Source organism: Streptomyces adelaidensis (genome assembly GCF_016598475.1).
Taxonomy (GTDB): domain Bacteria; phylum Actinomycetota; class Actinomycetes; order Streptomycetales; family Streptomycetaceae; genus Streptomyces; species Streptomyces adelaidensis.
Genome location: NZ_JAEMUX010000028.1, coordinates 62,853 through 89,849, shown reverse-complemented (window position 1 = coordinate 89,849; position 26,997 = coordinate 62,853). Strand labels below are relative to the sequence as shown.

Sequence of the window (26,997 nt, the reverse complement as noted above, 5' to 3'; positions counted from 1 at the left end):
GTTCACCCGTCCCGACGCCTGAGGGCCAGCCTCACTCCGTGACCAGCGCTCCTTCCCCAACCTCAACCACGAAACGGACAAGAGCTCACGTTCCGCACTCTCAGAATGTGGCACCCCTCCATCCTTGACCTTCGACCGACTTGAAGGTCAACACCGATGGACGGGCCGACCGCCTCATGGCCTGCGCCTCCTACGACTCTCCGATCTCGAACACGAACCACTCGACGCCCGGTTCCAGCCGGAAGTAGAGCCTCGGGCCCCGGGAGACGACACGGCGTCGAGGGGGCAGCGGCGTGCCGTCGGGGAGCGTCAGCCGAGCCCTTTCGGTGGTGTCGACGGAGGTATCGGCGAGGGACGCCAGGGTGAGCCGGTCGCGATCGCCCCGGTAGCCGCCGAGGAACGCGACACGATCCCCGCGCACGGCCACGCCGGACGCGCCTGCGACCCGCGTGGTACGCGCATGGAGCGGGCTGTCGCCCCGTACCTCGACCAGCGGGAACTGGACGTAGGGGTACACCCAGGTCACGTCACGGTCCACATTGAGGGCGTAGCATTCCGCGATCCAGTCGGTGTCGGACGGCGGACGGTATTCCCACAAGGGGTCGCCCCTACTGCTCCACCGGCGGGCGCCCGGCGCGCTCAACGGGTCGCTGAAGACGCCCTCGTCGAAGTAGCCCACCCACAGATCACCGGATGCGTCCGTCAGCAGGTGCTCGATTCCGTCGCCGACTCGGAACGTCCACGAGGGGCGCCCCAGCACGTCGAACACCTGAACCTGCTCGTCCCCGCGGCGACTACGCGTCGCGGCGACGACGAAGCCGCCGTCCGGGAGCGAGTCGACCCGGGGGTGGCGGCTCGACACCGAGCTGAGGTGAGTCTCGTGGGAGCCGCCGTCCTCGGCCATGACCGTGACGACCACGGCGTCGTACGGCCCCGAGGGCTCCGGCGGCTCGCGCAGCAGCCAGTGGGCATGGCCGAAGGCGTCGACCGTGCTGTGGAGGAGGTGAAGGTCGTGGTACGCGCGCGGAAGGCGGGCGTACGGGGTCAGGCGCTCAGCCCTCATGGGCCTTTCTCATGGTCATACGGTGATACTCGACGGCCTCCGACGCCCTGTGCAAGTGGTTTTCGGCGGCACCGGCCGGTGATCGGGGAGCGCTCTCAGCGGGAGGGCCGCAGAGCTATCCTGGGCGCAGCCGGCCCGGAGGAGAGTCTGAAGTGACCGAGACAGCGTCGCGTCCCACGCTGGAGGCGGTGGCCGCGCGGGCCGGGGTGTCCCGGGCGACGGTGTCGCGGGTGGTCAACGGCGGCGAGGGGGTCCGGGAGCCGCTGGTGGAACGGGTGCGCAGGGCGGTCGAGGAACTGGGGTACGTGCCGAACCAGGCCGCCCGAAGCCTGGTCACGCGACGGCACGACGCCGTGGCCGTGGTGATCGCCGAGCCGGAGACGAAAGTCTTCGCGGATCCCTTCTTCGCCCTTCAACTCCGAGGCATCAGCAAAGAGTTGACCGCACACGACTCACAGCTCGTGCTGCTCCTCACCGAGGGGCGCGAGGACTACGCGCGGGTGGGACGCTACCTCGCGGGCGGGCACGTCGACGGGGCGCTCGTCTTCTCGCTGCACCTGGAAGACCCGCTGCCGGGGCTGATCCAGGGCGCCGGGGTGCCGACCGTGTTCGGCGGCCGGCCGGGCTGGGCGGACGGTACACGCGGCGACACGCCCACCGTGTACGTGGACAGCGACAACCGGGGTGGCGCCCGGGACGCCGTACGCCATCTCGTCGGCCTCGGACGCACCCGTATCGGCCACATCACCGGCCCTCTCGACCAGACCTCCGCCGTGGACCGGCTCGACGGTTTCCGGGACGTCATGGTGGACGCCGACCCCCGGCTGATCGTGGAGGGCGACTTCACCCCGGCGGGCGGGGAGCGCGCCATGCGTGAACTCCTCGACCGCTGCCCGGAACTGGACGCGGTGTTCGCCGCGAACGACGTTTCGGCTGCCGGTGCGCTGCGCGTGCTGCGGGAGCGGGGACGGCGGGTGCCCGAGGACGTCGCCGTCGTCGGGTTCGACGACATGCTGCCGGTGGCCGAGCAGTCCGATCCCTCGTTGACGACGGTCCGTCAGGACATAGAGGAGATGGGACGGTTGATGGCCCGGCTGCTGCTCCGTGGCCTCGAACGACGCGGTCCGGGCGGCGACCGCGACCGCGACCGCGAGCACGAGCGGGGTGGCGTGGGTGGCGCGCCGTCCAGTGTCGTCCTGCCGACCACACTGGTACGACGCGCCTCCGCGTGACCGCACCGGCCGACGGGGCCTACGCGCCCACCGTCACCGTGAACCGGCGCGGATTGCCGTCGTGCGCCGAGCCCGACACGTCCGGCTGCCCGTCGGGGCGTACGTCGTCGTAGGGGAAGGCGTACCCGATGGGCGAGTTGGCGTGCACCACACGTGACCAGTGGTTGGTCACGGTGCCCCGGTAGTAGTCGGCCGCCGTCGCGCCGTTCGGCTGTGCGGGGTGGGTGAGCATGAGTGAGCGGTTGAAGCCGGCGGCCAGCCGGGCGAGGAGGGCCTTCTTGTCGTCGGGGTCGCCGGGGTTGTTGGCGAACGGGCCGTGGTCGCAGGTGAAGATGTCCTTCGAGGTCGGCCTGGGGAAGGCGTGGCCGCCGGTGAAGGTGAGTGTGTCGCCGTCGACCCGGCCGGCGAGGACGCCCCGGCCGCCCTGGAGGTCGATCCGCAGGTCCGTCCCCCGGTACTTCTCCCACACCTGGTCGATGTAGGAGTCCCAGTAGGCGCGGAACGGCATCCGCTCCGGTTGGCCGAAGTGCGGCGCCATCAGGTTCTGCGGCGAGATGACCCGCCGCACCTTGCCGTCGCCGCCCCGGATGACGAGCTGGTCCCAGGGCTGGCCGTCCCGCTCCGTCTGCGCCACCAGATCCGCGGCGATCCGGTCCACCGCGCCGTCGGGCGGCGGGGCGACGGTGTGTGTGGCGTCGCCCTCCAGGGTCAGCCCGATCGGCAGGGCCGTCACCAGGTCGACGTAGCTGATGTTGGCGAACAGCTGAGTGGGGTTGAAGGTGAACTCGCAGAACGACCATGTCTTGCCGTAGTTGGCGTCGGCGGGCGTGGCGAAGGCGGGCTCGACCAGCGCCGGGCCCGGGTTGAGGAAGAAGTCCAGGGTGCTGTCGCGCACGAAGTAGACGCGTGCGCCGAACATCTGAGGCAGCGTCAACATGGTGGGCGCCGAACCCGCCGCGCCGAGCGGGATCGCGCAGTCGACCGGCAGCGGCGTCTGCGGCGCCGAGGGCGACGTCGGCCGGTAGACGCCGCCGTCCGCCCGCAACAGCACCCAGGCACCGCTCGACTGCTCGTGCCCGGTGACGTACGCCCGGACCGTGCCCGGCAACGATGCGTTGTGCAGGGCGAGTTGGCAGGTGGCGGGCGCGGCGGCCCGTGCCGGCGTGCCGAGGGCGCTCCCGATGACCGGGGCGCCTGCGACGGCGGTGGTTCCGGCGAGGAACATACGGCGGGAAATCACGGTGGGCCTCCTGGGACGTGGGGGAGCGGAGGCGCAGCGGACAGGGCCCCTGCTGTGGTGCCCCCACTGTTCCCAGGGGGAGTTGAGGCGTCAAGACTTATGACTGAGAGCGCTCTCACCAATGTTCGGCGTTCATGACGTGACGACGGGCATGCGTGGGCCGAACTGTAGCGAGCCGCGCCCTCAGCCCTGCGGCGACTCGCTCTTGATCACCGCGAACCGCGCCCCGTACGGATCGGCGAGCTTGGCGAAACGCCCCACGCCCGCCAGGTCCGTCGCGGGCACGCGGACACTGCCGCCGCGCTCCTGCGCCCGGCTCACCGCGGCGTCCGTGTCCGTGACCTCGAAGTACGGTAGCCAGTACGGCCCCGAGCCCGCCTCGCCCGGGTCCTCGTCGAGCGGGACGATGCCGGCGAACATGGCCTTCGGTTCGGTTCCCGCCGGGTTCACACAGGTGTAGCTGCCGCCGGCGATGTCGATCGCGGAGGTCTCCCAGCCGAACACGGAGTTGAAGAAGCCGGCGGCCGCGGGCAGATCAGTCGTGTACAGCTCCAGCCAGCACAGCGAACCGGGGTTCATGACGACGTCGAGGCCCGTGGTGTGGCGGGGCTGCCAGATACCGAAGGGCACGCTCGACCGGTCGGCGAGGATGGCCATACGGCCCTCCTCCGCCACGTCCATGGGCCGCATCAGCACCGAACCGTGGGCCTGCTCGACCGCCTCGGCCGTGGCGTCGGCGTCCGGTGTCCGGAAGTAGACGTTCCAGGACGGCGGGCCCTGCTCGGGTGGGTTCTGCATGCCGGCCGCGGCGGTGTCGCCGTCGAGCTGGAAGAAGCCGTAGCCGCCCATCTCGGGGCCTGCCGACCGGAACCGCCAGCCGAAGAGGTGGTGGTAGAAGGAGACGGCGCCTTCGAGGTCGGGGGTGCCGAGGTCGATCCAGTTCGGGGCGCCGGTGACATAGCGGGTGGTGAGCATCTCTGCCCTCCTCCGAGGGGGTTCGAGGGCCCGTTGTCGGTACTACCGCCGAGTCTGGCACCGTGCGCCGCCGGGAAGGGGCAGCCGTGAGGGGATGGTGGGGCGCGTTTTGCCGGGCGCGGGTTCGTTTTTGCTGGTCGCGCGGTTCCACGCGCCCCTGACGGGGCTTCGCCCCTTGGGGGCCGAAGGGGGCGTCCCGGTCACGCGGAGTGATCAGAAAAATCGTGCACGTGTGCGTTCGCCCCGCGCGCCGCCGTGCGTTGTCCCGTCGGCCGAGGGGAACATGGGGGGTCCGGTGCGGCACGTTGATGTGCTGTTGATCGAACGTTTTTCGCCGCGCGGCACGATCCTGTGCATGCTCAACGACACGATCACCCCGCTCGACAGCGCCTGGCAGGATCGGGCGCTGTGCGCGCAGACGGGGGCCGACTTCTTCTTTCCCGACCCCGGCAGCTCGGTACGCGAGGCGAAGCGCATCTGCGGCATGTGCGAGATGCGGTCCGCCTGCCTCGACTACGCCCTGGCCAACGACGAGCGGTTCGGCGTCTGGGGCGGGCTCTCCGAGAAGGAGAGACTTCGCCTCCGCGGTACGGAAGAGGGCTGACCGACCGAGAGTTCGGCGGGTGCGGGAGGTGGGGGCCTCGCGCAGTTCCCCGCGCTCGTCAAAAGCGCGGGGCGCGCCCCGGTTTTTCAGGGGCGCGCGGACCGCGCGACCAGCCCCCACCTACCCGCGGCGGACAACCCGCCCCGGACTACGCCTTCCCTCGCGCCGCCATCCGCGCCTTGCGGGCCGCGAGCTTCTCGTCGAACTTGCGGGCCTCCGAGTCGAGGCCGCCCATGTAGAGGCCGAGCTCTTCCTGCGCGCGCAGACCCTCGGGGCCGAGGCCGTCGATCTCCATGATCTTGAGGAAGCGGATGACGGGCTGGAGGACGTCGTCGTGGTGGATGCGCATGTTGTAGACCTCGCCGATGGCCATCTGCGCGGCGGCGCGCTCGAAGCCGGGCATGCCGTGGCCGGGCATGCGGAAGTCGACGACGACGTCGCGGACGGACTGCATCGTCAGGTCGGGGGCCAGGTCGAAGGCCGCCTTGAGCAGGTTCCGGTAGAAGACCATGTGCAGGTTCTCGTCCGTCGCGATGCGGGCGAGCATGCGGTCGCAGACCGGGTCGCCGGACTGGTGGCCGGTGTTGCGGTGCGAGACGCGGGTGGCGAGCTCCTGGAAGGCGACGTACGCGACCGTGTGGAGCATCGAGTGCCGGTTGTCCGACTCGAAGCCCTCGCTCATGTGGGACATACGGAACTGTTCGAGCTTGTCCGGGTCCACCGCGCGCGAGGCGAGCAGGTAGTCGCGCATCACGATGCCGTGCCGGCCCTCCTCGGCGGTCCAGCGGTGCACCCAGGTGCCCCAGGCGCCGTCACGGCCGAAGAGGCTGGCGATCTCGTGGTGGTAGCTGGGCAGGTTGTCCTCGGTCAGCAGGTTCACCACGAGGGCGATCCGGCCGATCTCGGTGACCTTCGACTGCCCCTTCTCCCAGGCTTCGCCGTCCTCGAAGTAGCCGGGGAAGTTACGGCCGTCGCTCCACGGCACGTACTCGTGCGGCATCCAGTCCTTGGTGACCTTGAGATGCCGGTTGAGTTCCTTCTCGACGACTTCCTCCAGCGCGTACAGCAGCCGCGCGTCGGTCCATTCGGTGGACGGGCTGCCGAGGTGAGGAGAAGTGATCGACACAGAGGCTCCAGGGGACGAACAGGCAACGAGAATTTGTGATGGGGCCACGGGCGGGTGACCCGAACCTACGGCATCGTAGGCTACGAATCCGTAGGTTACGTTGCCGTAGGTTAAGTGCGTTGTAAAGACCGCTGATCAGCGGGGTCCCGCGAGCCATCGGCGGGTGTCCCGAAGACCTTGTGGAGCCGCAGGTCCCGGGGCCGAAAAGGTGAGGCGATCACCCTCTCAGGTGTACAGCTCCCGCAGTCGCACCGAGAGGCATGTCACACACCCCTCCAGCTTCTCGAACTCACTGATGTCCACCACGACCGGCTCGTACCCGAGGTCCGCGTACAGCTCCGCGGTCTTCGGCGCGCTCGCCGCCATCATCAGCTTGTCGCCGCCGAGAAGCACCACATGCGCCCCGGCCTCCTCCGGCACCGGCAGGAAACGCCCGAACAGCGACGGCAGGTCCATCCTCGGGATGTGCCCGACGACGGTGCCGTCGGGCAGCGCGGTCACCGCCGACTTCAGATGCAGCACCTTGCTCACGGGTACGGAGACGACCCGCGCCCCGAGCGGCTCGAACGCGGCCCGCAGCTGCTGGACCCCGGCCGCGTTGGTGCGCTCGCCCCGGCCCACGAACACCGTGTCGCCGACCTTGAGGACATCGCCGCCCTCCAGTGTGCCCGGCTCCCAGACCCAGTTCACCGAGCAGCCGAGCGCGGCCACGGCCTCCTCGATCCCGTCGGTCTCGGCGCGCCGGGACCGGGCGCCGGGCCGCGCGATCAGCGCCACGTTCCGGTACATGACCACGGTGTCCTCGACGAACACCGAGTCCGGGCAGTCGTCGGCCGGGTCCACCTCGATCGTCTCCCAGCCGTGGGAGCGAAGGGCCTCCCCGTACGCCTCCCACTGCTCGACCGCGAGGTCGACGTCCACCTTCGTGCGTTCGACGTGCGTGACGAGTCCTTCGGCCAGTCGGGGGCTGGGACGGCGTATAAGGGCCTTCTTGCTGGGCACGTGTGGGACTCCGAATCGAACGAGGGTTTTCCGGCGCCCGTGAAGCGACGCCGGTCCGCCATCATGCAGCCCGCGTGCACGTGGACAAAACCCCCGCGGTCAGGCTGTGGCCCTCCTGAGATACTCGGCGGTAGCCGAACGCCCGAAGCCGCCCGGACCGGCCCGTGGACGTCCCTGTCAGTCCGCCGCCCCGATCTCCTCCGGCGTGGTCGCCCGCAGCTCTCCCTCCTCCATCAGCAGCCACCGGGTGATCCCGATCGATTCGAGGAACGGCAGGTCGTGGCTGGCCACGATCAGCGCGCCCTCGTACGACTCCAGAGCGGTCGTCAGCTGCCGCACGCTCGCCATGTCCAGGTTGTTCGTCGGCTCGTCCAGCATCAGCAGCTGCGGGGCGGGCTCGGCGAGCATCAGGGCGGCGAGGGCGGCCCGGAAGCGTTCCCCGCCGGAGAGCGTGGCGGCCCGCTGGTCGGCCCGCGCGCCCCGGAACAGGAAACGGGCGAGACGGGCCCGGACCCGGTTGTTGGTGGCGTCCGGCGCGAACCGGGCCACGTTCTCCACGACGGTCAGCTCGTCGTCGAGCACATCGAGCCGCTGCGGCAGAAAGCGCAGCGGGACATGGGCCCGCGTCTCGCCGCTCACCGGCGCCAGCTCGCCCGCGATCGTGCGCAGCAGCGTGGTCTTGCCCGAGCCGTTGCGGCCGACCAGCGCGATCCGCTCGGGGCCGCGCAGATCGAGGCCCCCGCCGACCCTGCCGCCGTACTTCAGCTCCAGGTCGAGGAGGGTGAGGACGGTACGCCCCGGAGGCACCGCCGTGTAAGGCAGTTCGACGCGGATCTCGTCGTCGTCCCGTACGGCCTCCACCGCCTCGTCGAGCCGCTCCTTGGCCCCGGCGAGCTTCTCCTCGTGCATGATCCGGTGCTTGCCGGCGGACACCTGGGCCGTGCGCTTCTTCAGCTTCATCACGGCCCGGGGTTCACGCTTGTTCTCGTACATCTTGTTGGCGTAGCGCGTGCGCTTGGCCAACTTCGTGTGGGCGTCGACGAGTTCACGCTTCTGCTTCTTCAGATCGGACTCGGCGACCCGCACCATCCGCTCGGCGGCCTCCTGTTCGGTGGCGAGCGCCTCCTCGTACGCGGAGAAGTTGCCGCCGTACCAGGTGACCTCACCGGCGTGCAGATCCGCGATCTGGTCGACCAGTTCGAGGAGTTCACGGTCATGGCTGACCACGATCATGACCCCGGACCACGACGAGACGGCGTCGTGGAGGCGGCGGCGCGCGTACAGGTCGAGGTTGTTGGTCGGCTCGTCCAGGAGCAGGACGTCGGGCCGGCGCAGCAGCAGCGCGGCGAGGCGCAGCAGCACCGACTCGCCGCCGGAGATCTCGCCGATCGTGCGGTCCAGATCGATGTGGCCGAGGCCTAGTTGGCCGAGGGTCGCCAGGGCGCGTTCCTCCACGTCCCAGTCGTCGCCGACCGCGGTGAAGTGCTCATCGGCCGCATCGCCCGCCTCGATGGCGTGCAGCGCGGCGCGGGCGGCGGCGATGCCGAGCGTCTCGTCGACCCGCAGGCCGGTGTCGAGCGTGACGTTCTGCGGGAGGTAGCCGACCTCGCCGGCCACCCGGACGGTGCCGTCGGCCGGCGTCAGCTCACCGGCGATCAGCTTCAACAGGGTTGATTTCCCTGAACCGTTGACGCCGACGAGCCCGGTCCGGCCGGGGCCGAACGCGATCTGCAGGTCGTCGAAGACGGGGGTGCCGTCGGGCCAGGCGAAGGACAGGGACGTACAGGTGAGAGACAAGGGGGTGGACACAAGGACCTCGCGAATGCTGGAAGCGGCCAGGGGCGACGCGTTCGAAACACCGCGAGAAGCGACACGACGGGGGCAACGGGAAAGGCCCGCTGCCGGAGGACGGCTCGTACGCCGAGGTCGCACGCAACGCACACAGGAAGCCGGGATACGGCAGAGATGTGTGACGCGGTGTCTCAGGACCTCAGACGAGCAACGTCCTTCTCCAATCGACGGCAACAGGACCGTGGAACAACGTACGGACGGGCTCGGAGAGCTGTCAACGCATTAACGCGACGGCAGGACGAAGGCCGCCCCCGGGCGGATCGGGGCGGCGGCTGGGCGGCTGGGCGGCTGTGCGGCTGCGGGAACGGCTTCAGCAGGCGTCCCGCATCAGCTCCGCCAAATCGTGGTCCAGGTCGACCTGGTGGTGCTCCAGGCCGAGGGGCACCAGTTCGGTCGTACGCTCCAGGAAGCGCCGCACCTCGCCGGAGTGGACATGCACCACGGCGGTGCCTTCCGGGGCGTGGAACTCCAGGACCAGTCGCTCGTAGCCGTACGGTCGCACCCGTACGTCCCCGTGGCCGACCGGCTCCTCCATGCCGGTCACGAGGAGTTCGCGGGCGAAGGTCCAGCAGACCTCGACGCCCTCCAGCGTGGCCGGGGCGGGGAAGGTCATCCGGACGGCGAAGGGATCGCCGCGGTCGTAGTGGAGCGTTGCGGGAATGCTCGGCATCCGCGGCGCGGCGGCGACGAGACGGGCCTCTACGGGCTGCTCGATGACGATGGACAACGCCTTGCTCCCTTGTGACGGGTGGACGGACTCCGGGTGACTGGGACCGGGCAATTGAAGAGACGTCGGATCGGGCCTGTCCGTGTACATGAGGGTCGAGTGACCTCTGTCACCGAGCCCAATCACCGAGGTGATCCATTTCTCATCCCCGGGTGCCGGGATACCGGAGAGGACACCGGACGCGGCCCGGCGGTTCCCGGCCGAGGGCATCTGGACGGCACCGGATCGGTGGACTGACTTCGCCCGCCATGAGGGCTTTGGGGCAGTCGAGACGGATGAGTCGGACGAGTCGGACGATGACGACGGGGCTGGCCGCGGCGGCGCTCGCCACCGCCCTGGCGGTGCCCGCGCAGGCACACACGGGAGGCCGTCCACCGCACTGGGAACTGCAGGAGACCACCACTGACGTGCGCTTTCGTGGTCTCTCAGCGGTCAGCGGGAACACCGCCTGGCTGGCCGGTTCCGCGGGCACCGTGCTGCGGACCACGGACGGGGGCAAGGACTGGCGCAACGTCTCACCGCCCGGCGCACAGGATCTGCAGTTCCGGGACATCGAGGCATTCGACGCACGCCGGGCGGTCGCGCTGGCCATCGGCGAGGGCGAGGCCTCCCGCGTGTATCGCACGGAGGACGGCGGTGCGACGTGGACCGAGTCCTTCCGCAACACCGACCCGCGCGCCTTCTACGACTGCCTCACCTTCTTCGACCTCCGCCACGGGCTCGCCATGAGCGACCCCGTGGACGGGAAATTCCGCATCCTGTCCACCAAGGACGGCGGCCGCTCCTGGACCGTCCTGCCGAACGACGGGATGCCCCCGGCCCTGGACGGCGAGGCGGGCTTCGCGGCGAGCGGGCAGTGTCTGGTCGGCTCCGGTCCGCGCGATGTGTGGCTGGCGACCGGCGGGGCCGCACGCGCGCGTGTGCTGCACTCCGCCGACCGGGGGCTGACCTGGACGGCCACCGACACCCCCGTCCCGGCCGGCGACCCGGCCCGCGGCGTCTTCGCGCTCGCCTTCCGCGACCGGGCGCACGGCATCGCCGTCGGCGGCGACTACCGCGCCGACCAGCCCTCCCCGCAGGCGGCGGCCACCACCGGCGACGCCGGCCGTACCTGGACATCCGCCGCGCAGCCCCCGCCCGCCTACCGCTCCGGCGTCAGCTGGCTCCCGCACAGCCGCACGACCGCCATCGCTGTCGGCCCCACCGGCACCGACCTCACCACCGACGGCGGCCGCACCTGGCGCACGGTCGACACCGGCTCGTACGACACCGTCGACTGCGCGCCGGACCGGAGTTGCTGGGCCGCCGGGGAGAAGGGACGGGTGGCTCGGCTGGAGAGCTGAGCGGCACCGATCGGCAACCGCACCGGTGGCACCGCATCGATCGGCATGGGATCCGTTCCGGTGGTTGCTCCCGCCGAAATGGGATACTTGTGAGGTATTCGGATTGCGATTCGAATCACGATTCGGATCACGAAGGGAGTGATCGACCGTGCCACGCGGTTCGAGCCCCAAGCGGGAACGCCAGTACGAGCACATCAAGGACAGCGCCCGGGACCGCGGCGAGAGCGAGTCCCGCGCCGAGGAGATCGCGGCCCGGACCGTCAACAAGGAACGCGCCCGGTCCGGCGAGTCCAAGACCGCGAGCCGCACCTCCACCCAGGACATGTCGTCGAGTAAGCGGGGCGGTCAGCGCTCCCACTCGGGCTCCGAGGGTCCCACATACGACCAGCTCTACGAGGAGGCCAAGCGGCGCAACATCCATGGCCGTTCGGACATGAACAAGAGCCAGCTCAAGCGCGCCCTCGGCAACAAGTAGCCCCGCGCCGCGCCCTCGCGCCGGGATGCGTACGCTCGTCGGCACCATGACGACCGTACGCATCCCGGCGGGCCGGCCCGCCACCGAAGAACAAGCCCTCGCCGTGCAGGACGAGTTGCGGGGGAAGGTGGTCCTCGACGAGACCGGACCGCCGCCCGGGACCGGGTACGTCACCGGCGTCGACGTCGCCTACGACGACGAGCGGGACGTGGTCGCGGCGGCGGCCGTGGTGCTCGACGCGGCCACGCTGGACGTGGTCGCCGAGGCCACGGCGATCGGACAGGTCTCCTTCCCGTACGTCCCCGGACTGCTCGCCTTCCGCGAGATCCCGACCGTGCTCGCCGCCCTCGACGCGCTGCCCCGGGACCCCGGCCTCGTCGTCTGCGACGGCTACGGCCTCGCCCACCCGCGCCGCTTCGGCCTCGCCGCCCACCTGGGCGTTCTCACCGGGCTCCCCACGATCGGCGTCGCCAAGAACCCCTTCACCTTCACGTACGACGACCCCGGCACCCCACGCGGCAGCACCTCCCCGCTCCTCGCGGGCACCGAGGAGGTGGGCCGCGCGCTGCGCACCCGCGACGGCGTCAAGCCCGTCTTCGTCTCCGTCGGCCACCGGGTGAGCCTCGACAACGCCTGCGCGCACACCCTCGCCCTCACCCCGGCCTACCGCCTCCCGGAGTCCACCCGCCGCGCCGACTCGCTCTGCCGCCGGGCCCTGCGGGACATCACCGCCCGACCCTCCGGGGCACCCGTCGCGAGTACGCGCGAACCCCGTACCTGAGTACGAACTGAGTACGAGTACGGATACCGGTGCGTCGTCATGATCGGCAGGCTGGGCCGTATGACGACGCACCGCGCACCGAAGACCGCCACCGGCCCCACCCAGCCCGTCGAGCGGGCCGTGACGACCGGACTGCTGCTCGCCGTGATCGCCGGTCTGGCCTGGACAGCGGGGATGATCTACACACTGACGGGGTGGGCGCAGTAGGGCCACACCTCGTCAGCGGCGGCGCCCGAGGCCCCGTTCCCGCTACTGCGAGGACACGACCCGGAAGGTGATCCCCGCCGCGCGCAACCGTTCGATCAGCGCGTCGCCCATCGCCACCGCCGTGGTGACCTGCCCCGCCGAGGGCGGGAGATCGTCGAGGGCCAGACTCAGCGCGGACTCGGCGAACATCTTCGCCGTCTCGCCGTAGCCGGGGTCACCGCCCGCGACCTCCGTGAAGACCCGGCGCCCGCCGCCCTCGCCCACGAACCGCACCGAGAACCAGCTCTTCGCCCGCCGCTCCGCGCTCGGCCCCTCACCCGGCTTGAGCCGGTCGCCCAACCAGCGCCGCACGGGCGGCACCTGGGCGGCGGCGACGACCGCGCCGACGAACGCGACCCCGCCCACCGCGAACGGCAGGGTCTTGACGGCCGCGTAATGGCGGTAGCGGAAGTCCGGCCCGTAGCACGACAGGGCGCGCGCCGAACGCTGCACCACCTGCGCGTCGATCGTCGGCAGCGGCAGCGCCCACGCCCCGATCTCCTTGGCGAACCGGGGCGCGCTCACCGGCGCGTACGCCCGTCGCCCCACCGTGCGCGGCTCGTGCCGCTTGCGGTCCTGCGCGGCGGCCGCCGTCTGCCGGGTGCGCGAGAAACCCGTGAGCGCGGAGTTGAACGTACCGCCCGAGAGCATCCCGGCGGCTCGCACGAACCCGTCCACGGTGATCGGCACGTCCTGAGGGAGCTGCCGCACGGTGAAGTACGCCCCCAGGTCGTGCGGTATCGAGTCGAAGCCCGCCGCGTGCACGAGGCGCGCACCGGTCTCCCGCGCGCGTGCGTCGTGCCGTACGAAGGTGCGGTCCACGAACTCGGGCTCACCGGTGAGGTCCAGATAGTCGGTGCCCTCGTCGGCGCAGGCTGCCACCAGCTCCTCGCCGTACGTGATGTACGGGCCGACGGTCGTGGCCACCACCCGTGTCTGCCGGGCGAGTTCGCGCACGGCCGCCGGATCGGACACGTCAGCCTGGAGCACGCCGATCTCCGCTCCGCCCGGCAGCCGCTCGCGCAGCGCCGCGAGCTTCTCCGCGCTCCGCCCGGCGATCGCCCAGCGCAGCCCCTCGGGCGCGTGCCCGGCGAGATACTCCGCGGTGAGTTCCCCGACGAACCCCGTGGCCCCGTAGAGCACGATGTCGTACGCCCGATCCGCCTTGCTCTGCCCGCTCATCGCACCCCTCAGCACTCGCGCACGCGCCGTTGTCGGTGGCTGAGGCTAGCGTGAGGAACGAGCAGCCGAACGCGCGGGATCCGGAGGTGGCCGTGACCGTACCCAGGAACGCCCTGAAAAAGTGGGAGAAGGTGCGCGAGTTCGCCCTCGGGATGCCCGGTGCGGTCGAGGAGTTTCCCTGGGGCGAGAGCGTCGCGAAGGTCAACAAGAAGGTGTTCGTGTTCCTCGGCGTGGACGACGGCAGCTATCCGCTGGGCGTCACCGTGAAGCTCAGGGACGAGGAGGCCCATGCCCACGCCCTGACCTGCCCCGGCGCCGAGCCCGCGGGGTACGGCCTGGGCAAGGCCGGCTGGGTGCGCGTCCCGCTGGCGGAGCAGGGCGCGCCGAGAGCGGAGCTGCTGTGCGACTGGGTCGAGGAGAGCTACCGGGTGATCGCCCCGAAGAAGCTGATAGCCGAGCTGGAGGCCCGCTGAGGCGGGCCGCGGGGCCGTCGAGCCCGTGAGGACGCCCGGGTGAGGCATGGCTGACGTGCGCCGCGACATTGGGCACAATGACTAAGCGTTTGCTCACTCGGGGCTTGTGTGCGGTGGAACGCGTTTCTAACATCACTGGTGTTACATCGTTCGTGTCACAAGTTTGGGGGCTTGATGGCAGTGGCGAAGACGCCCGGGCACGGTCCGCTCACCGGCGTGCGCGTGGTCGAACTCGCGGGCATCGGACCGGGACCGTTCGCCGCCATGCTCCTCGGCGACCTCGGCGCCGACGTCGTCCGCGTCGACCGGCCGGGCGGCGCGGGCCTCGCCGTGAACCCCCTGTACGACGTCACCAACCGCAACAAGAGGTCGGTGATCGTCGACCTGAAGTCCCCGGACGGCCCCGACACCGTCCTCGAACTGGCCGACCGCGCGGACATCCTGATCGAGGGCTACCGGCCGGGCGTCGCCGAACGGCTCGGCGTCGGCCCCGAGACCTGTCACGCCCGCAACCCGGGGCTCGTCTACGGCCGGATGACCGGCTGGGGCCAGCAGGGCCCGCTCGCCCAGCGCGCCGGCCACGACATCGCGTACATCGCCCTGACCGGCACCCTCGGCATGATCGGCGGCCCGGACGCCCCGCCCGCCGTCCCCGCCAACCTCCTCGGCGACTACGCGGGCGGCTCGCTCTACCTCGTCGTCGGCGTCCTCGCCGCCCTCCACCATGCCCGCGCCACCGGCGCCGGCCAGGTCGTGGACGCGGCCATCGTCGACGGCACCTCGCACCTCTCCGCGATGATCCACGGCATGCTCGCCGCCGGCGGCTGGCAGGACCGCCGCGCCGCCAACCTGCTCGACGGCGGCTGCCCCTTCTACGGCACCTACGAGACGGCCGACGGCCGGTACGTCGCCGTGGGCGCCCTGGAGCAGCAGTTCTACGACGAGTTCGTCGACCTCCTCGGCATCAAGGACCTGGCCCCGTCCCGCAAGGACGTGGCCGCCTGGGGCGACCTGCGGGAGACGGTCGCGGCCCGCTTCAAGACCCGTACGAGGGACGAGTGGACAGCCGTCTTCGAGGGCTCCGACGCCTGTGTGGCCCCCGTCCTGTCGCTGCGCGAGGCCCCGCATCACACCCATCTGGCGGCCCGGGGCACCTTCACCGACTTCGGCGGCATCACCCAGCCGGCCCCCGCGCCCCGCTTCTCCGCCACCCACACCTCGGTCCGCAGCGGACCCGCCCAGCCGGGCGCCGACACGGCGGAGGTGGCCCACGACTGGGGCATATCGGGGCTCCTGACGGAAACCTCCGCGCGGGACGGCTCCGCGCCGGATGCCGCCGCGCAGGACACCGACCGACACCGGCCCCCGGGCCCCTTCCTCCCGTCACTTGAAAGGCCAGACTCGTGAGCACCGAAGCGTATGTGTACGACGCGATCCGCACCCCGCGCGGCCGCGGCAAGGCGAACGGCGCCCTGCACGGCACCAAGCCCATCGACCTGGTCGTCGGACTGATCCACGAGGTCCGGCGCCGCTTCCCCGGCCTCGATCCGGCCGCCGTCGACGACATCGTGCTCGGTGTCGTCGGCCCGGTGGGCGACCAGGGCTCCGACATCGCCCGGACCGCCGCGATCGCCGCCGGGCTGCCGGACACGGTGGCCGGCGTACAGGAGAACCGCTTCTGCGCCTCGGGCCTGGAGGCCGTCAATCTGGCCGCGGCGAAGGTCCGTTCGGGCTGGGAGGACCTGGTGCTCGCGGGCGGCGTCGAGTCGATGTCACGCGTACCCATGGCCTCCGACGGCGGAGCCTGGTTCAACGACCCGATGACCAACCTGGCGGTCAACTTCGTGCCCCAGGGCATCGGCGCCGACCTCATCGCCACGATCGAGGGATTCTCCCGCCGGGACGTCGACGAGTACGCCGAGCTGTCCCAGGAGCGGGCCGCGGCCGCCTGGAAGGACGCCCGGTTCGAGAAGTCCGTCGTCCCCGTGGTGGACCGCGCGGGCCTCATGGTCCTCGACCACGACGAGTACATGCGGCCCGGCACGACCGCCGACTCGCTGGCCAAACTGAAGCCGTCCTTCGCGGACATCGGCGAACTGGGCGGCTTCGACGCGGTGGCGCTGCAGGAATACCACTGGGTCGAGGAGATCGACCACGTCCACCACGCGGGCAACTCCTCCGGCATCGTGGACGGCGCGGCCCTCGTCGCCATCGGCTCCAAGGAGATCGGCGAGCGCTACGGCCTGCGCCCGCGCGCCCGGATCGTCTCCGCCGCGGTCTCCGGCTCCGAGCCCACCATCATGCTCACCGGCCCCGCGCCCGCGACCCGCAAGGCCCTCGCCAAGGCCGGGCTGACCATCGACGACATCGACCTCGTCGAGATCAACGAGGCGTTCGCGGCCGTGGTCCTGCGCTTCGTACGGGACATGGGGCTCTCGCTCGACAAGGTCAACGTCAACGGCGGCGCGATCGCTCTTGGCCACCCCCTCGGCGCGACGGGCGCGATGATCCTCGGCACGCTGGTCGACGAACTGGAGCGCCAGGACAAGCGGTACGGGCTGGCCACACTGTGCGTGGGCGGCGGCATGGGCGTCGCGACGATCGTCGAGCGCATCTGATTCCCGGCGGGACCGGCCGATCAAAGGCCGCCCGCGCCAAGAGACTTCCACGGCCGCTGCGCCCGCCACGGCGCCGACGCCTTCCAAGGCTTCTACGGAGACCCCCGCCATGACCGAGAGCACCACCATCCGCTGGGAACAGGACCGCACGGGCCTCGTCACCCTCGTCCTCGACGACCCCAACCAGTCCGCGAACACCATGAACCAGGCGTTCCGCGACTCCCTCGCCGTGATCACCGACCGCCTGGAGGCCGAGAAGGACTCCATTCGCGGCATCATCGTCACCTCTGCCAAGAAGACCTTCTTCGCCGGTGGCGACCTGCGCGATCTCATCCGGGTCACCCCCGAGACCGCACAGGAGCTGTTCGACGGCGGACTGGAGATCAAGCGCGACCTGCGCCGCATCGAGACCCTCGGCAAGCCGGTCGTCGCGGCGATCAACGGCGCGGCCCTCGGCGGCGGTTACGAACTGGCCCTCGCCTGCCACCACCGGATCGCCCTCGACGCCCCCGGCTCGAAGATCGGCTGCCCCGAGGTCACCCTCGGGCTGCTGCCCGGAGGCGGCGGCATCGTCCGCACCGTACGGCTGCTGGGCATCGCCGACGCCCTGCTGAAGGTGCTGCTCCAGGGCACCCAGTACACCCCGCAGCGCGCCCTCCAGAACGGCCTCATCCACGAAGTGGCCGCCACCCAGGACGAGTTGCTCGCCAAGGCCCGTGCCTTCATCGACGCCAACCCCGAGTCGCGGCAGCCCTGGGACGAGCCCGGCTACCGCATCCCCGGCGGCACGCCCGCCAACCCGAAGTTCGCGGCGAACCTGCCCGCCTTCCCCGCCACCCTGCGCAAGCAGACGGGCGGCGCGCCCTACCCCGCCCCGCGCAGGATTCTCGCCGCCGCCGTCGAGGGCGCCCAGGTCGACTTCGAGACCGCCCAGGTCATCGAGGCCCGCTACTTCGTCGAACTGGCCGCCGGACAGACCTCGAAGAACATGATCCAGGCCTTCTTCTTCGACCTCCAGGCCGTCAACTCCGGTGTGAACCGCCCCAAGGGCTTCGAACCCCGCCAGGTCCGCAAGGTCGCCGTCCTCGGTGCCGGAATGATGGGCGCCGGCATCGCTTACTCGTGCGCCCGCGCGGGCATCGAGGTCGTCCTGAAGGACGTGTCGCCGGAGGCGGCGGCCAAGGGCAAGGGCTACTCGGAGAAGCTCTGCGCCAAGGCGGTGTCCAAGGGCCGCACCACCCAGGAGAAGGCCGACGCCCTCCTCGCCCGCATCACCCCCACCACCGACCCGGCCGACCTCGCGGGCTGCGACGCCGTCATCGAGGCCGTGTTCGAGAAGACCGAGCTCAAGCACGAGGTCTTCCAGCAGATCGAGGAGGTGGTGGCACCGGACGCGTTGCTGTGCAGCAACACCTCCACCCTCCCCATCACCGAACTCGCCAAGGGTGTCTCCCGCCAGTCCGACTTCATCGGCCTGCACTTCTTCTCACCCGTCGACAAGATGCCGCTGGTCGAGATCATCAAGGGCGACCGGACCGGCGACGAGGCCCTCGCCCGCGCCTTCGACCTCGTCCGCCAGATCAAGAAGACCCCGATCGTCGTCAACGACTCACGCGGCTTCTTCACCTCCCGGGTCATCGGCCACTTCCTCAACGAAGGCGTCGCGATGGTGGGCGAGGGCATCGAGCCCGCCTCCGTCGAACAGGCGGCGGCCCAGGCGGGTTACCCCGCCAAGGTCCTCTCCCTCATGGACGAGCTGACCCTCACCCTGCCCCGCAAGATCCGTGCCGAGTCGCGGCGGGCCGTCGAGGAGGCGGGCGGCACCTGGGCCGTCCACCCCGCCGAGGCTGTCATCGACCGCATGGTCGACGAGTTCGGCCGCCCCGGTCGCAGCGGCGGCGCCGGCTTCTACGACTACGGCCCCGACGGCCGCCGCGCCAAACTCTGGCCCGGCCTCCGCGAACACTTCACCGAGCCCGGCCACCGCATCCCCTTCGAAGACATGCGGGAACGCATGCTCTTCGCCGAGGCCCTCGACACGGTCCGCCTGATCGAAGAGGGCGTCCTGACCTCCGTGGCCGACGCCAACATCGGCTCCCTCCTCGGCATCGGCTTCCCCGCCTGGACCGGCGGCGTCCTCCAGTACATCAACGGCTACGAAGGGGGCCTGCCGGGCTTCGTCGCGCGTGCGCGGCAGCTCGCCGACCGATACGGCGACCGCTTCACGCCTCCGGCGCTGCTGGTGGAAAAGGCGGAGAAGGGCATCCCCTTCACCGACGCGTAGGCCCCCCGGGGTGCGGGTTTTCGTCTGCGGGTCCGGTGGGGGCTTGTCGCGCAGTTCCCCGCGCCCCTGAAAAAGCGAAAAGCACGGGCGCAGCCCTGGCCTTTCGCTTTAGGGCGCGGGGAACTGCGCGAGCACCCCCCAGACACACAACCCGCACCCGACAACGCACCCCCTGGGGAAGCTCAACGACTCAGACGGACCCGCCCACCTCGGACGCGCCGTCGAGCCACTCCCGCAGCTCCTGCCTCAGCGACCGCTGAAAGGTCGTCAACAGGGCCTGCACGACCAGCGGTTGCATGTGTGCGGACAGCGACTTCACCGCCTGCGGATCCCGTTCCGCGACCGCGTCACGGAAGAGCCGAGACAGTGCGTGGGCCGCCGCGCGAGAGTGCTCGATCAGTACGTTCCGGGCGGCGAGGATCGACTCCTCGGACAGGGGTACGTCGAGGAGCTCCACCCCGAGCCGCAGCAGCCCGGGGTCCACCCGGAACCCGTCGCCGTCCCGCTCGGCCACGCCCATCGCGACCAGCCGCTCCACGTCCGCCGAGGCCAGGGGCCGCCCCGCCCGCCGCTCCAGTTCCTCCCGCGTCACCGTCTCCGCCGCGTCCGGCGCCCAGGAGGCGACCACCGCACGCTGGAGCGCGAGGTCGCGCGGGGTGAGGTCCGGTGGCAGCTGCCGCAGATACCGCTCGATGGCCGCGAGGGTCATGCCTTGCCGCTGGAGTTCCTCGATCAGCGCGAGCCGGGCGAGGTGGTCCCGCCCGTAGTGCCCGACCCGGCGTGGCCCGATCACCGGCGGCGGCAGCAGGCCCCTGGTGCTGTAGAAGCGGACCGTGCGCACCGTGACACCCGCCCGCGCGGCCAGCTCGTCGACGGTGAGACGGCTCTCCCCGGTGTCTGCCCCGGTGCTCTCCCCGGTGTCGCTCGTCATGTACAGCAGTATCGCTGTCTCACCAGAGCTGTGACACCTCCGCTCAGGGCCGATTGTCAGTGGCGGCCCGTACGGTGGCGTCATGTCGGGGATCACATACATCCGGGGTGACGCGACCGTGCCGCTGGGCAAGGGCGTCAAGGTCATCGCCCATGTCAGCAACGACCTGGGCGGCTGGGGCAAGGGCTTCGTCCTCGCTCTCTCCCACCGCTGGCCGGAGCCGGAGGCCGCCTACCGCGCCTGGCACCGGGGCCGTGCCGCCAACGACTTCGGACTCGGCGCCGCCCAGTTCGTCCAGGTCGGCCCGTACACCTGGGTCGCCAACCTGATAGGCCAGCGCGGCATCCGCACCGGCAGCAAGGGCGTCCCCGTGCGCTACGAGGCCATCGACAAGGCCCTGGGCCTGCTCGCCGACAAGGCCCTGGAGCTGGAGGCCTCGGTCCACATGCCACGCATCGGCTGCGGACTGGCCGGCGGCAAGTGGTCCCGCGTGGAGCCCCTGATCACCGACCGGCTGATCCGGCGGGGTATATCGGTGACGGTGTACGACCACGGGGACTGATCCAAGGCCCATGTGCGGTACCTCGCGCGGGGGAGTGGGTAAGCCACCGGTATGGATCTTCTCCCCATGGACATCGGCCCGTTGAACCCCCCGGTCATGGAACTTGTGGCCGCCTCGGTGCTGTTCGCGCTCGTCTTCCTCTTCTTCGTCCGCGCCGTGCCCAGGATCCAGCGCGTCCTGGAGGACCGCGAGGCCGCGACCAAGGGAGCCGAGGCCCAGGCCGAAGCCGTACGGAAGCAGGCGCTGGCCAAGCGGGCAGAGGTGGCCGCCGCCCTTGCCGAGGCGCGCCACGCCGCCGCCCGCATCCGCCAGCAAGCCTTCGAGGAGGGCACCGCCCTGATCACCGAGGCCCGAGCCGACGGCCTACGCGAGCACGACGCCCTCCTCACCGAAGGCCACACCCGCCTGACCGCCGACCGCGCCACAGCCGAGGCCGAACTCCGCATCTACGTCTCGGAGCTGGCCTCGAACCTGGCGAGCAGAGTAGTGGGCGAACGAATCGAAGCCGAGGTCCACCCCCGCCTCTGAAGCAGGGGCGCAGCCCCACTTCAGCAGCGTGGGGAACTGCGCGACCAGCCCCCACGAACCCGCAGCCACCATCCGACTGGACCGCCCGACCCCTCAGCGCCCGTCGCCACCCTCATGCTCATGCTCATGAACGGAGTTGGTCGCCACAATCTTCATCCAGGACCTGGGCGCCTCAGGAACAACCCCCGCCGAAGCCACCGCCCCCCGCCCAGCCGCAGCAGCACCCGGTTTCACCGGCTCGTACAGCCACGTGTCGAACAGCTCCCCCAACGACTCCCCGGACACCGACTCCGCATACGCGACGAAGTCGCCCACCGTCGCGTTCCCGTACGCGTACCGCGCCGGCCACCCCTTCAGAATCTCGAAGAACGCCCCGTCCCCGATCTCGTTGCGCAGCGCCTGCAGCGCCAGCGCCCCCCGGTCGTACACCGCGAGATGGAACTGGTTCGCCGGCCCGGGGTCCCCCGGTTCGACCGTCCAGAAAGGGTCGTCGGCCGGATGTGACGCGTACACATAGTCCGCGATCTCCTGCGCCGTGCCCTCGTTCTCGTGCTCGGACCACAGCCACTGCGCGTACCGCGCGAACCCCTCGTTGATCCAGATGTCCTTCCACCCGGCGACGGACACCAGGTCGCCGTACCACTGGTGGGCCAGCTCATGGACGACGACGGAGACGTTCGACCCGTTCGCGAACTGCCGCGGGCTGTAGAACGGCCGTGTCTGGGTCTCCAGCGCGTAGCCGACGGCGGGGGTGTTCGGCACGTATCCGCCGAGCGCGTTGTAGGGATACGGCCCGAAGTATTCGGTCAGCCAATCCGCGATCTCACCCGTACGTTCGATGCTGGTGCGGGCCGCGCCGTAGTTGTCCCCGATGTCCTTGCTGTAGGCGTTGATGATCGGGATGCCGTTCTCGGTCCGCCCGGTCGTGATGTCGAACTTCCCGACGGCGAGCGTGGCGAGGTAGGACGCCTGCGGTTTGTCGGACCGCCAGTTGTAGCGGGTCCAGCCGGCGCGTGAACTCGTCGACTGGAGCGTGCCGTTGGAGATGGCCTGTGTGCCGTCCGGCACGAGCACGGACACGTCGTACGTGGCCTTGTCGAGCGGGTGGTCGTTGCTGGGGAACCACCACCAGGCCGCCTCGGGCTCGCCCGTGCGCCCGGCCGCGACGGCGGCGCACCACACCACCGGCACATACGGCATCTGGACCGACCCCGTCACCGGCGACCCGATCCGCCAGGTCGCGGGCGACGGCCAGGAACGCATCCTGCGGAACATATCCGGTGTCAAGCACTCCGTCGGGCTGCTGATCGAGAGCCGGGTGGAACCGCTGACGGCCGGCACCGAGGAGCCGGCCAACAACCGGCGCCGGGTGAACTCCCACCTCGCCGCCCTGAAGGGCCTGTTCGGCTTCGCCGGGGAACGCGGCCGGCAGGTCGACGCGGCGACCGACGCCGCCCGCCTCGCCGGACTGCGCGACTTGGGCCCGGTCTACCTCGGCGGCGCCGACAACGACCCCGCCGAACCGACCGAGGTGATCCAGAACCCGCCCTGCGGCTACCGGCTCACCGCACAGCAGTACGAGGAGGTCGCGGACGAACTGGCCCTGCACGGCCTCCGGGTGCGGCCCGAAAACGACGGCGACGGCGCCCGCGTCTACGTACCGCTGCGCCAGCAACTGCGCGCCCTCGTCCCGCTGCTGCTCGACGAGCGGGCGCCCTACCGCCTGACCGTGGGGGAGCCCGACACCACCTGTTGAACAAGTAAGCGTCGGCGTCACATGGGGTTAGGGCTTCCTGGGCAGGAGAAACTCAGTTCCAGCCACTCGCGGGAAGGTTCAATCTGTGACGCACGACCACAAAACCACCCACCACGGGGGAGGCGCGCTTCCGGGCTCGGAGGCGGGTCTCCCCGGCGGCGGGCGGCCCCGGACGGACCGCGTCGTGTTCGGCGTGACGGCCGCGCTCACCCTGGCCTTCGTGCTCTGGGGCGCCCTCGCGACCGACTCGCTCGAAAACGCCTCCGGCAAGATGCTCAGTGGCCTGCTCCACAACGGCGGCTGGGCCTTCATGCTGACCGCCTCCTGCTTCGTCGTCTTCGCCCTGTGGCTCGCGATGAGCCGCTACGGCCGTATCCACCTGGGCGTCGAGGGCGAGAAACCCGAGTTCCGCACCGTCTCCTGGGTCGCCATGATGTTCAGCGCCGGCATGGGCATCGGCCTGATGTTCTACGGCGTCAGCGAGCCGCTCGCCCACTACTCCTCGCCCCCGCCGGGCACGAACCCCGGGAGTTCCGGCGAGCGCATCGAAGGCGCGATGGCGACCACCCTCTTCCACTGGACGCTGCACCCCTGGGCGATCTACGCGGTCGTCGGCCTCGCCATCGCCTACAGCACGTTCCGCAAGCGCCGCCGCCAGACCATCAGCGCCGTCTTCACCCCGCTGATCGGCGAGAAGCACGCGAACGGCGCCGGCGGCCGGATCATCGACATCCTCGCGATCGTCGCCACGGTCTTCGGCTCGGCGGCCTCCCTCGGTCTCGGCGCCCTCCAGATCGGCTCCGGCTTCCAGGAACTCGGCTGGATGGAGAAGGTGAGCACCGGCCTGCTCGTCGCCATCATCGCCGTGCTGACCCTGGCCTTCGTCGCCTCCGCCGCGTCCGGTGTGGAGAAGGGCATCCAGTGGCTGTCCAACACCAACATGGTGCTGGCCCTGGTGCTCGCCGTCTTCGTCTTCATCGCCGGCCCGACGATCCTCGTCCTCGACCTCCTGCCCACCTCGGTCTTCTCCTACCTCGGCGACCTGCCCCAACTCGCGGGCCGCACCGAGGCCTCCGGCGGCAAGGACGTGGCCGACTGGCTCGGCAGCTGGACCGTCTTCTACTGGGCGTGGTGGATCTCCTGGACGCCCTTCGTCGGCATGTTCATCGCCCGCATCAGCCGCGGCCGCACCATCCGTCAGTTCGTCGGCGGCGTCATCCTCGTCCCCAGCACGGTCAGCCTCGTCTGGTTCGCCGTCTTCGGTGGCACGGCGATGAAGCTCCAGCAGCAGGGACGGATCGGTGAGGAGGCGACGCCGGAGGGCCAACTCTTCGCCGTGCTCCACGAGTTCCCCATCGCCACCGCCTCCAGCATGCTCGTGATGATCCTGGTCGGCATCTTCTTCGTCTCCGGCGCCGACGCCGCGTCCATCGTCATGGGCACGCTCTCCCAGCGCGGCGCCCTCGAACCTGGCCGCTTCGTCGTCGTCTTCTGGGGCGTCGTCACCGGAGCCGTCGCCGCGATCATGCTCCTCGTCGGCAGCGGCCAGGGCGACGCCCTCACGGGCCTGCAGAACCTCACGATCCTCGCCGCCGCGCCGTTCGTCCTGGTCATGATCGGTATGTGCGTCGCGTTGATGCGCGACCTGCGCCGGGACCCGGTGATAGTCCGTGAGCAGATGGCCTCCGAGGCGGTCGAACTCGCCGTCATCGTGGGCCACGAGCGCTACGACGGCGAGTTCGAGATCAGGGTCGGCCCGGGCCAGGGCACGGAGATCGAGGGCGACCCGATCGGCCATCGCGCCGAGTGAGGTATGGACCGGGGGTGGGGGGCGCCCCGCAAGGGGCGCGGGGAACTGCGCGACCAGCCCCCACGACAGGCAGTCGCCCAACTGCCTGTCGACCCGGCCCATGGGTAGTCACACGCTGGCCAGCTGCTCAGCGACCCGCGCACACCCCCAGGCCACCGTCACCCCCGCCCCACCATGCCCATAGTTGTGCACCAACACCCGCCCGCCCGGCAGGAGTTCCCGCTCCAGACGCACCGCCGGGCGGGCGGGCCGCAACCCCACCCGGTGCTCGATCACCCGCGCTCCCGCGATCTCCGGCCGTACCGCCGCACACCGCTTCACGATCTCCTCGGCGATCGCCGGATCCGGCGTGAGCGACCACGCGTCCTCCTCCGCCGTACCGCCCAGGATCAACCCACCCGGCTGCGGTATGAAATACGTGCTCTCGGAGCCGGCGTGATCCACCGACGTGAGCCACGTAGTGACCCCCGGGTTCTCCACGACGACCAACTGCCCCCGCACCGGCCGTACGGAGGGATCAGGCACCAAGTCCCGCGCACCGAGCCCCGCGCAGTTGACGACGGCGCGCGCCCCGACCGCCGCGAGGTCCGTGACCGTACGCTCCTCCACCACCCCGCCCGCCGCGACGAACCGCCGGCGCAGCCAGCCCAGATGGGCCGGCATGTCGATCAGCGGCAGCCGTGCCCACAGCCCGACGCCCGCGTACTCGTCGGCCGTCGCCGCGCGCAGCCCCGTCACCCGCGAGGCCCACTCGCCCAGCCCGTCCAACGCGGTCTCACCGTGTACGCCCTCGACCATGCGTACGCCCGTCTCCTCGGGCCGCGCCGCCAACTCCTCGTACACGGCCAGCGACGCGAGCGCCCAGGCGCCGACGAATTCCTCCGGTTCGATGCGGTACGGCCACCACAGTCCGCCCGCGACCGCCGATGTGGTCCGCTCCGCAGGCTCCCGAGCCCAGATCCGGACCTGTCTGCCGCTCTCCGCGAGTACGACGGCCGTCGTGAGACCGACGACTCCGCCACCGACCACGATCACATCACTGTTCGATTCATTGGCCACGCAGGGACGTTAGCGGAATATGTCATGCAGTGCTCACAAGTCTGAATTTGTGGGGATACTCACAACATGTCTGCCGAATACGCGGCCTTCGGCCTGGCACCGGCGATGCGAGCCGGTGGCGTCCTCGCCAACGGTGACTACCAAGTGCACCGGGACTTCGTGGACTTCATCGTCGACGGACGTCCGCTGCTGTTCCAGCTGTCCGACCTCGATGCCGTCTCCCCACTCGCCTCCGACGTCCCGCCCTCCATCTTCACCGCCCAGGTGCGCGGCCTGCTCCTGGAGTCCGAAGCGCCGCTGACACGCGGCCGCTACATCATCTACGGCTGTCCCGAGTGCGCCGACCTCGCCTGCGGGGCCGTCACCGCGGTGATAGAGCGGGACGGCGACGACTACGTATGGCGGGAGTTCGCCTGGCAGACGGAGGAGGAGGCCGATCTCAGGCTCAACGGCTACACGGGCATCGGTCCCTTCCGGTTCCGCGGCCCCGAGTACCGGAGCGCGCTGCAGTCCCTGCTGCGCGAGTCCGGGGCCGAGCCGCCGGCCCGCCGCCGGGTCCTTCTCATCGGTGCCCGCGTCGCCGTGCTCGCCAAACTCGCCGCCGCCCTGCGCTCCATCGGCATCGGCACCGACATAGCGCACGACGCCACCGGTGTGCCCGCCGAGGAACTGCGCACCTACGGCGCCGTGGCCTTCGGACGGGCCGTCGGCAAGGCGGACCGCGCGGCCGTACGGCTGGCCTTCGACCGCGCCGGAGTCCAGGTCCCGTACGTCGACGGCCTCGCCCCGATCATCCCGCTCCTCGTCGCCCAGATCGAACACGCCCTCGACCGCAGCCCGGCGGAGCAGCGTCGCCTCACGCGTCTCGTCGCCGCCGGCGGACAGGCCGGCATCGAGATCAACTCCACCTGCCGGGTGGAACTCACCGCGTACCGCCTGGACCGGCTGTACCGCGCCCACACCTACCGGTTCTTCGACGGCATCCTCCCGGCGGGGCGGCACCGGATCGGGCTTGACCCGAAGGCGGTGAAGGGAGAATCGTTCATTGTGGCCCGGACCTCGGGGACGGTGCTGGTGGAGCCGATGGCGCGGTGAGGCGGCGGCGGGCGCGGCCCCTGACCCGAGGCCG

Annotated in this window: 24 protein-coding genes and 2 pseudogenes; 15 read left to right on the top strand and 11 right to left on the bottom strand. The window is 70.7% G+C overall.

Features of this window, described 5'->3' with window-relative positions; all coding sequences use genetic code 11:
- Positions 1 to 190: 190 nt before the first annotated feature.
- Positions 191 to 1,063, bottom strand: a complete 873-nt coding sequence (locus I8N67_RS18570; protein WP_200304240.1) for a hypothetical protein — start codon at positions 1,061 to 1,063, stop codon at positions 191 to 193.
- Positions 1,064 to 1,215: 152 nt separating this feature from the next.
- Between I8N67_RS18570 and I8N67_RS18565 the strand changes: the two genes are divergently transcribed.
- Positions 1,216 to 2,295: a LacI family DNA-binding transcriptional regulator gene (locus I8N67_RS18565; RefSeq protein ID WP_200304239.1), complete on the top strand. Its 1,080-nt coding sequence runs from the start codon at positions 1,216 to 1,218 to the stop codon at positions 2,293 to 2,295.
- 19 nt (positions 2,296 to 2,314) lie between these two features.
- Here I8N67_RS18565 and I8N67_RS18560 read toward each other — a convergent pair whose 3' ends face one another.
- Positions 2,315 to 3,520, bottom strand: a complete 1,206-nt coding sequence (locus I8N67_RS18560) for a glycoside hydrolase family 64 protein (protein WP_200304248.1) — start codon at positions 3,518 to 3,520, stop codon at positions 2,315 to 2,317.
- Between the two features lie 198 nt (positions 3,521 to 3,718).
- Positions 3,719 to 4,510 carry a VOC family protein gene (locus I8N67_RS18555; protein ID WP_200304238.1) on the bottom strand — a complete coding sequence of 264 codons (792 nt, stop codon included), beginning with the start codon at positions 4,508 to 4,510 and terminating at the stop codon, positions 3,719 to 3,721.
- A gap of 355 nt (positions 4,511 to 4,865) precedes the next feature.
- Between I8N67_RS18555 and I8N67_RS18550 the strand changes: the two genes are divergently transcribed.
- Positions 4,866 to 5,114, top strand: a complete 249-nt coding sequence (locus I8N67_RS18550; RefSeq protein ID WP_200304237.1) for a WhiB family transcriptional regulator — start codon at positions 4,866 to 4,868, stop codon at positions 5,112 to 5,114.
- A gap of 148 nt (positions 5,115 to 5,262) precedes the next feature.
- On the opposite strand, the gene I8N67_RS18545 is transcribed toward I8N67_RS18550, so the two are convergent.
- From I8N67_RS18545 to ssgD, 4 genes are all read right to left on the bottom strand, one after another.
- Positions 5,263 to 6,240: an acyl-ACP desaturase gene (locus tag I8N67_RS18545; RefSeq protein ID WP_200304236.1), complete on the bottom strand. Its 978-nt coding sequence runs from the start codon at positions 6,238 to 6,240 to the stop codon at positions 5,263 to 5,265.
- A gap of 225 nt (positions 6,241 to 6,465) precedes the next feature.
- Positions 6,466 to 7,242, bottom strand: a complete 777-nt coding sequence (gene ddaH / locus I8N67_RS18540) for a dimethylargininase (RefSeq protein WP_200304235.1) — start codon at positions 7,240 to 7,242, stop codon at positions 6,466 to 6,468.
- A 177-nt stretch (positions 7,243 to 7,419) separates the two neighbouring features.
- Entirely contained in the window at positions 7,420 to 9,051 is a 1,632-nt protein-coding gene (locus I8N67_RS18535) for an ABC-F family ATP-binding cassette domain-containing protein (RefSeq protein WP_200304234.1), read from the bottom strand.
- A 352-nt stretch (positions 9,052 to 9,403) separates the two neighbouring features.
- A complete protein-coding gene (gene ssgD / locus I8N67_RS18530; protein ID WP_200304233.1) occupies positions 9,404 to 9,820 on the bottom strand; it encodes a spore wall synthesis regulator SsgD in 417 nt (138 codons plus the stop codon).
- A gap of 296 nt (positions 9,821 to 10,116) precedes the next feature.
- Here ssgD and I8N67_RS18525 point away from each other — a divergent pair, with 296 nt between their 5' ends.
- From I8N67_RS18525 to mmpA, 4 genes are all read left to right on the top strand, one after another.
- A complete protein-coding gene (locus tag I8N67_RS18525; protein WP_200304232.1) occupies positions 10,117 to 11,163 on the top strand; it encodes a WD40/YVTN/BNR-like repeat-containing protein in 1,047 nt (348 codons plus the stop codon).
- A gap of 148 nt (positions 11,164 to 11,311) precedes the next feature.
- Positions 11,312 to 11,638 carry a plasmid stabilization protein gene (locus I8N67_RS18520; protein ID WP_200304231.1) on the top strand — a complete coding sequence of 109 codons (327 nt, stop codon included), beginning with the start codon at positions 11,312 to 11,314 and terminating at the stop codon, positions 11,636 to 11,638.
- 46 nt (positions 11,639 to 11,684) lie between these two features.
- Positions 11,685 to 12,419, top strand: coding sequence for an endonuclease V (locus tag I8N67_RS18515; protein WP_200304230.1), 735 nt, complete (start codon positions 11,685 to 11,687; stop codon positions 12,417 to 12,419).
- A gap of 60 nt (positions 12,420 to 12,479) precedes the next feature.
- Complete coding sequence (gene mmpA, locus I8N67_RS18510) at positions 12,480 to 12,626, top strand: morphogenic membrane protein MmpA (protein WP_200304250.1); 147 nt, start codon at positions 12,480 to 12,482, stop codon at positions 12,624 to 12,626.
- A gap of 42 nt (positions 12,627 to 12,668) precedes the next feature.
- Here mmpA and I8N67_RS18505 read toward each other — a convergent pair whose 3' ends face one another.
- Positions 12,669 to 13,847: a saccharopine dehydrogenase family protein gene (locus I8N67_RS18505; protein ID WP_200304229.1), complete on the bottom strand. Its 1,179-nt coding sequence runs from the start codon at positions 13,845 to 13,847 to the stop codon at positions 12,669 to 12,671.
- Positions 13,848 to 13,939: 92 nt separating this feature from the next.
- Between I8N67_RS18505 and I8N67_RS18500 the strand changes: the two genes are divergently transcribed.
- The 4 genes from I8N67_RS18500 to I8N67_RS18485 all read left to right on the top strand — a co-directional run bounded on the left by I8N67_RS18500 (position 13,940) and on the right by I8N67_RS18485 (position 19,222).
- A complete protein-coding gene (locus I8N67_RS18500) occupies positions 13,940 to 14,320 on the top strand; it encodes an MmcQ/YjbR family DNA-binding protein (protein ID WP_200304228.1) in 381 nt (126 codons plus the stop codon).
- A gap of 174 nt (positions 14,321 to 14,494) precedes the next feature.
- A complete protein-coding gene (locus I8N67_RS18495; RefSeq protein WP_234045889.1) occupies positions 14,495 to 15,727 on the top strand; it encodes a CaiB/BaiF CoA transferase family protein in 1,233 nt (410 codons plus the stop codon).
- On the top strand, positions 15,724 to 16,938 hold the full coding sequence (locus I8N67_RS18490) for an acetyl-CoA C-acetyltransferase (RefSeq protein ID WP_200304227.1): 1,215 nt from the start codon (positions 15,724 to 15,726) through the stop codon (positions 16,936 to 16,938). The genes I8N67_RS18495 and I8N67_RS18490 overlap by 4 nt, the downstream gene beginning before the upstream one ends.
- Positions 16,939 to 17,047: 109 nt before the next feature.
- Complete coding sequence (locus tag I8N67_RS18485) at positions 17,048 to 19,222, top strand: 3-hydroxyacyl-CoA dehydrogenase NAD-binding domain-containing protein (protein WP_200304226.1); 2,175 nt, start codon at positions 17,048 to 17,050, stop codon at positions 19,220 to 19,222.
- Between the two features lie 190 nt (positions 19,223 to 19,412).
- On the opposite strand, the gene I8N67_RS18480 is transcribed toward I8N67_RS18485, so the two are convergent.
- The gene (locus I8N67_RS18480; protein WP_200304225.1) at positions 19,413 to 20,153 is read right to left on the bottom strand and encodes a MerR family transcriptional regulator; all 741 of its coding nucleotides are present in this window, start codon (positions 20,151 to 20,153) and stop codon (positions 19,413 to 19,415) included.
- Between the two features lie 82 nt (positions 20,154 to 20,235).
- On the opposite strand from I8N67_RS18480, the gene I8N67_RS18475 reads away from it, so the two are divergent.
- Entirely contained in the window at positions 20,236 to 20,715 is a 480-nt protein-coding gene (locus I8N67_RS18475; protein WP_200304224.1) for a macro domain-containing protein, read from the top strand.
- A 51-nt stretch (positions 20,716 to 20,766) separates the two neighbouring features.
- Positions 20,767 to 21,243 carry a F0F1 ATP synthase subunit B family protein gene (locus I8N67_RS18470; protein ID WP_200304223.1) on the top strand — a complete coding sequence of 159 codons (477 nt, stop codon included), beginning with the start codon at positions 20,767 to 20,769 and terminating at the stop codon, positions 21,241 to 21,243.
- Positions 21,244 to 21,336: 93 nt separating this feature from the next.
- Here the strand turns inward: I8N67_RS18470 and I8N67_RS18465 are convergent.
- Positions 21,337 to 22,389, bottom strand: a pseudogene (locus I8N67_RS18465) (M1 family metallopeptidase); the annotation flags it as partial.
- On the opposite strand from I8N67_RS18465, the pseudogene I8N67_RS18460 reads away from it, so the two are divergent.
- Together I8N67_RS18460 and I8N67_RS18455 are read left to right on the top strand one after the other, a co-directional pair.
- Positions 22,382 to 22,999 (top strand): annotated as a pseudogene (locus I8N67_RS18460) (M14 family metallopeptidase); the annotation flags it as partial. The pseudogenes I8N67_RS18465 and I8N67_RS18460 sit on opposite strands and share 8 nt — an antisense overlap.
- 85 nt (positions 23,000 to 23,084) lie before the next feature.
- Positions 23,085 to 24,809, top strand: a complete 1,725-nt coding sequence (locus I8N67_RS18455) for a BCCT family transporter (protein WP_200304222.1) — start codon at positions 23,085 to 23,087, stop codon at positions 24,807 to 24,809.
- Positions 24,810 to 24,917: 108 nt separating this feature from the next.
- On the opposite strand, the gene I8N67_RS18450 is transcribed toward I8N67_RS18455, so the two are convergent.
- Positions 24,918 to 25,868, bottom strand: a complete 951-nt coding sequence (locus I8N67_RS18450) for an FAD-dependent oxidoreductase (protein ID WP_307835276.1) — start codon at positions 25,866 to 25,868, stop codon at positions 24,918 to 24,920.
- Positions 25,869 to 25,934: 66 nt separating this feature from the next.
- On the opposite strand from I8N67_RS18450, the gene I8N67_RS18445 reads away from it, so the two are divergent.
- Positions 25,935 to 26,963, top strand: a complete 1,029-nt coding sequence (locus I8N67_RS18445; protein WP_200304221.1) for an oxidoreductase — start codon at positions 25,935 to 25,937, stop codon at positions 26,961 to 26,963.
- Positions 26,964 to 26,997 lie beyond the last annotated feature (34 nt).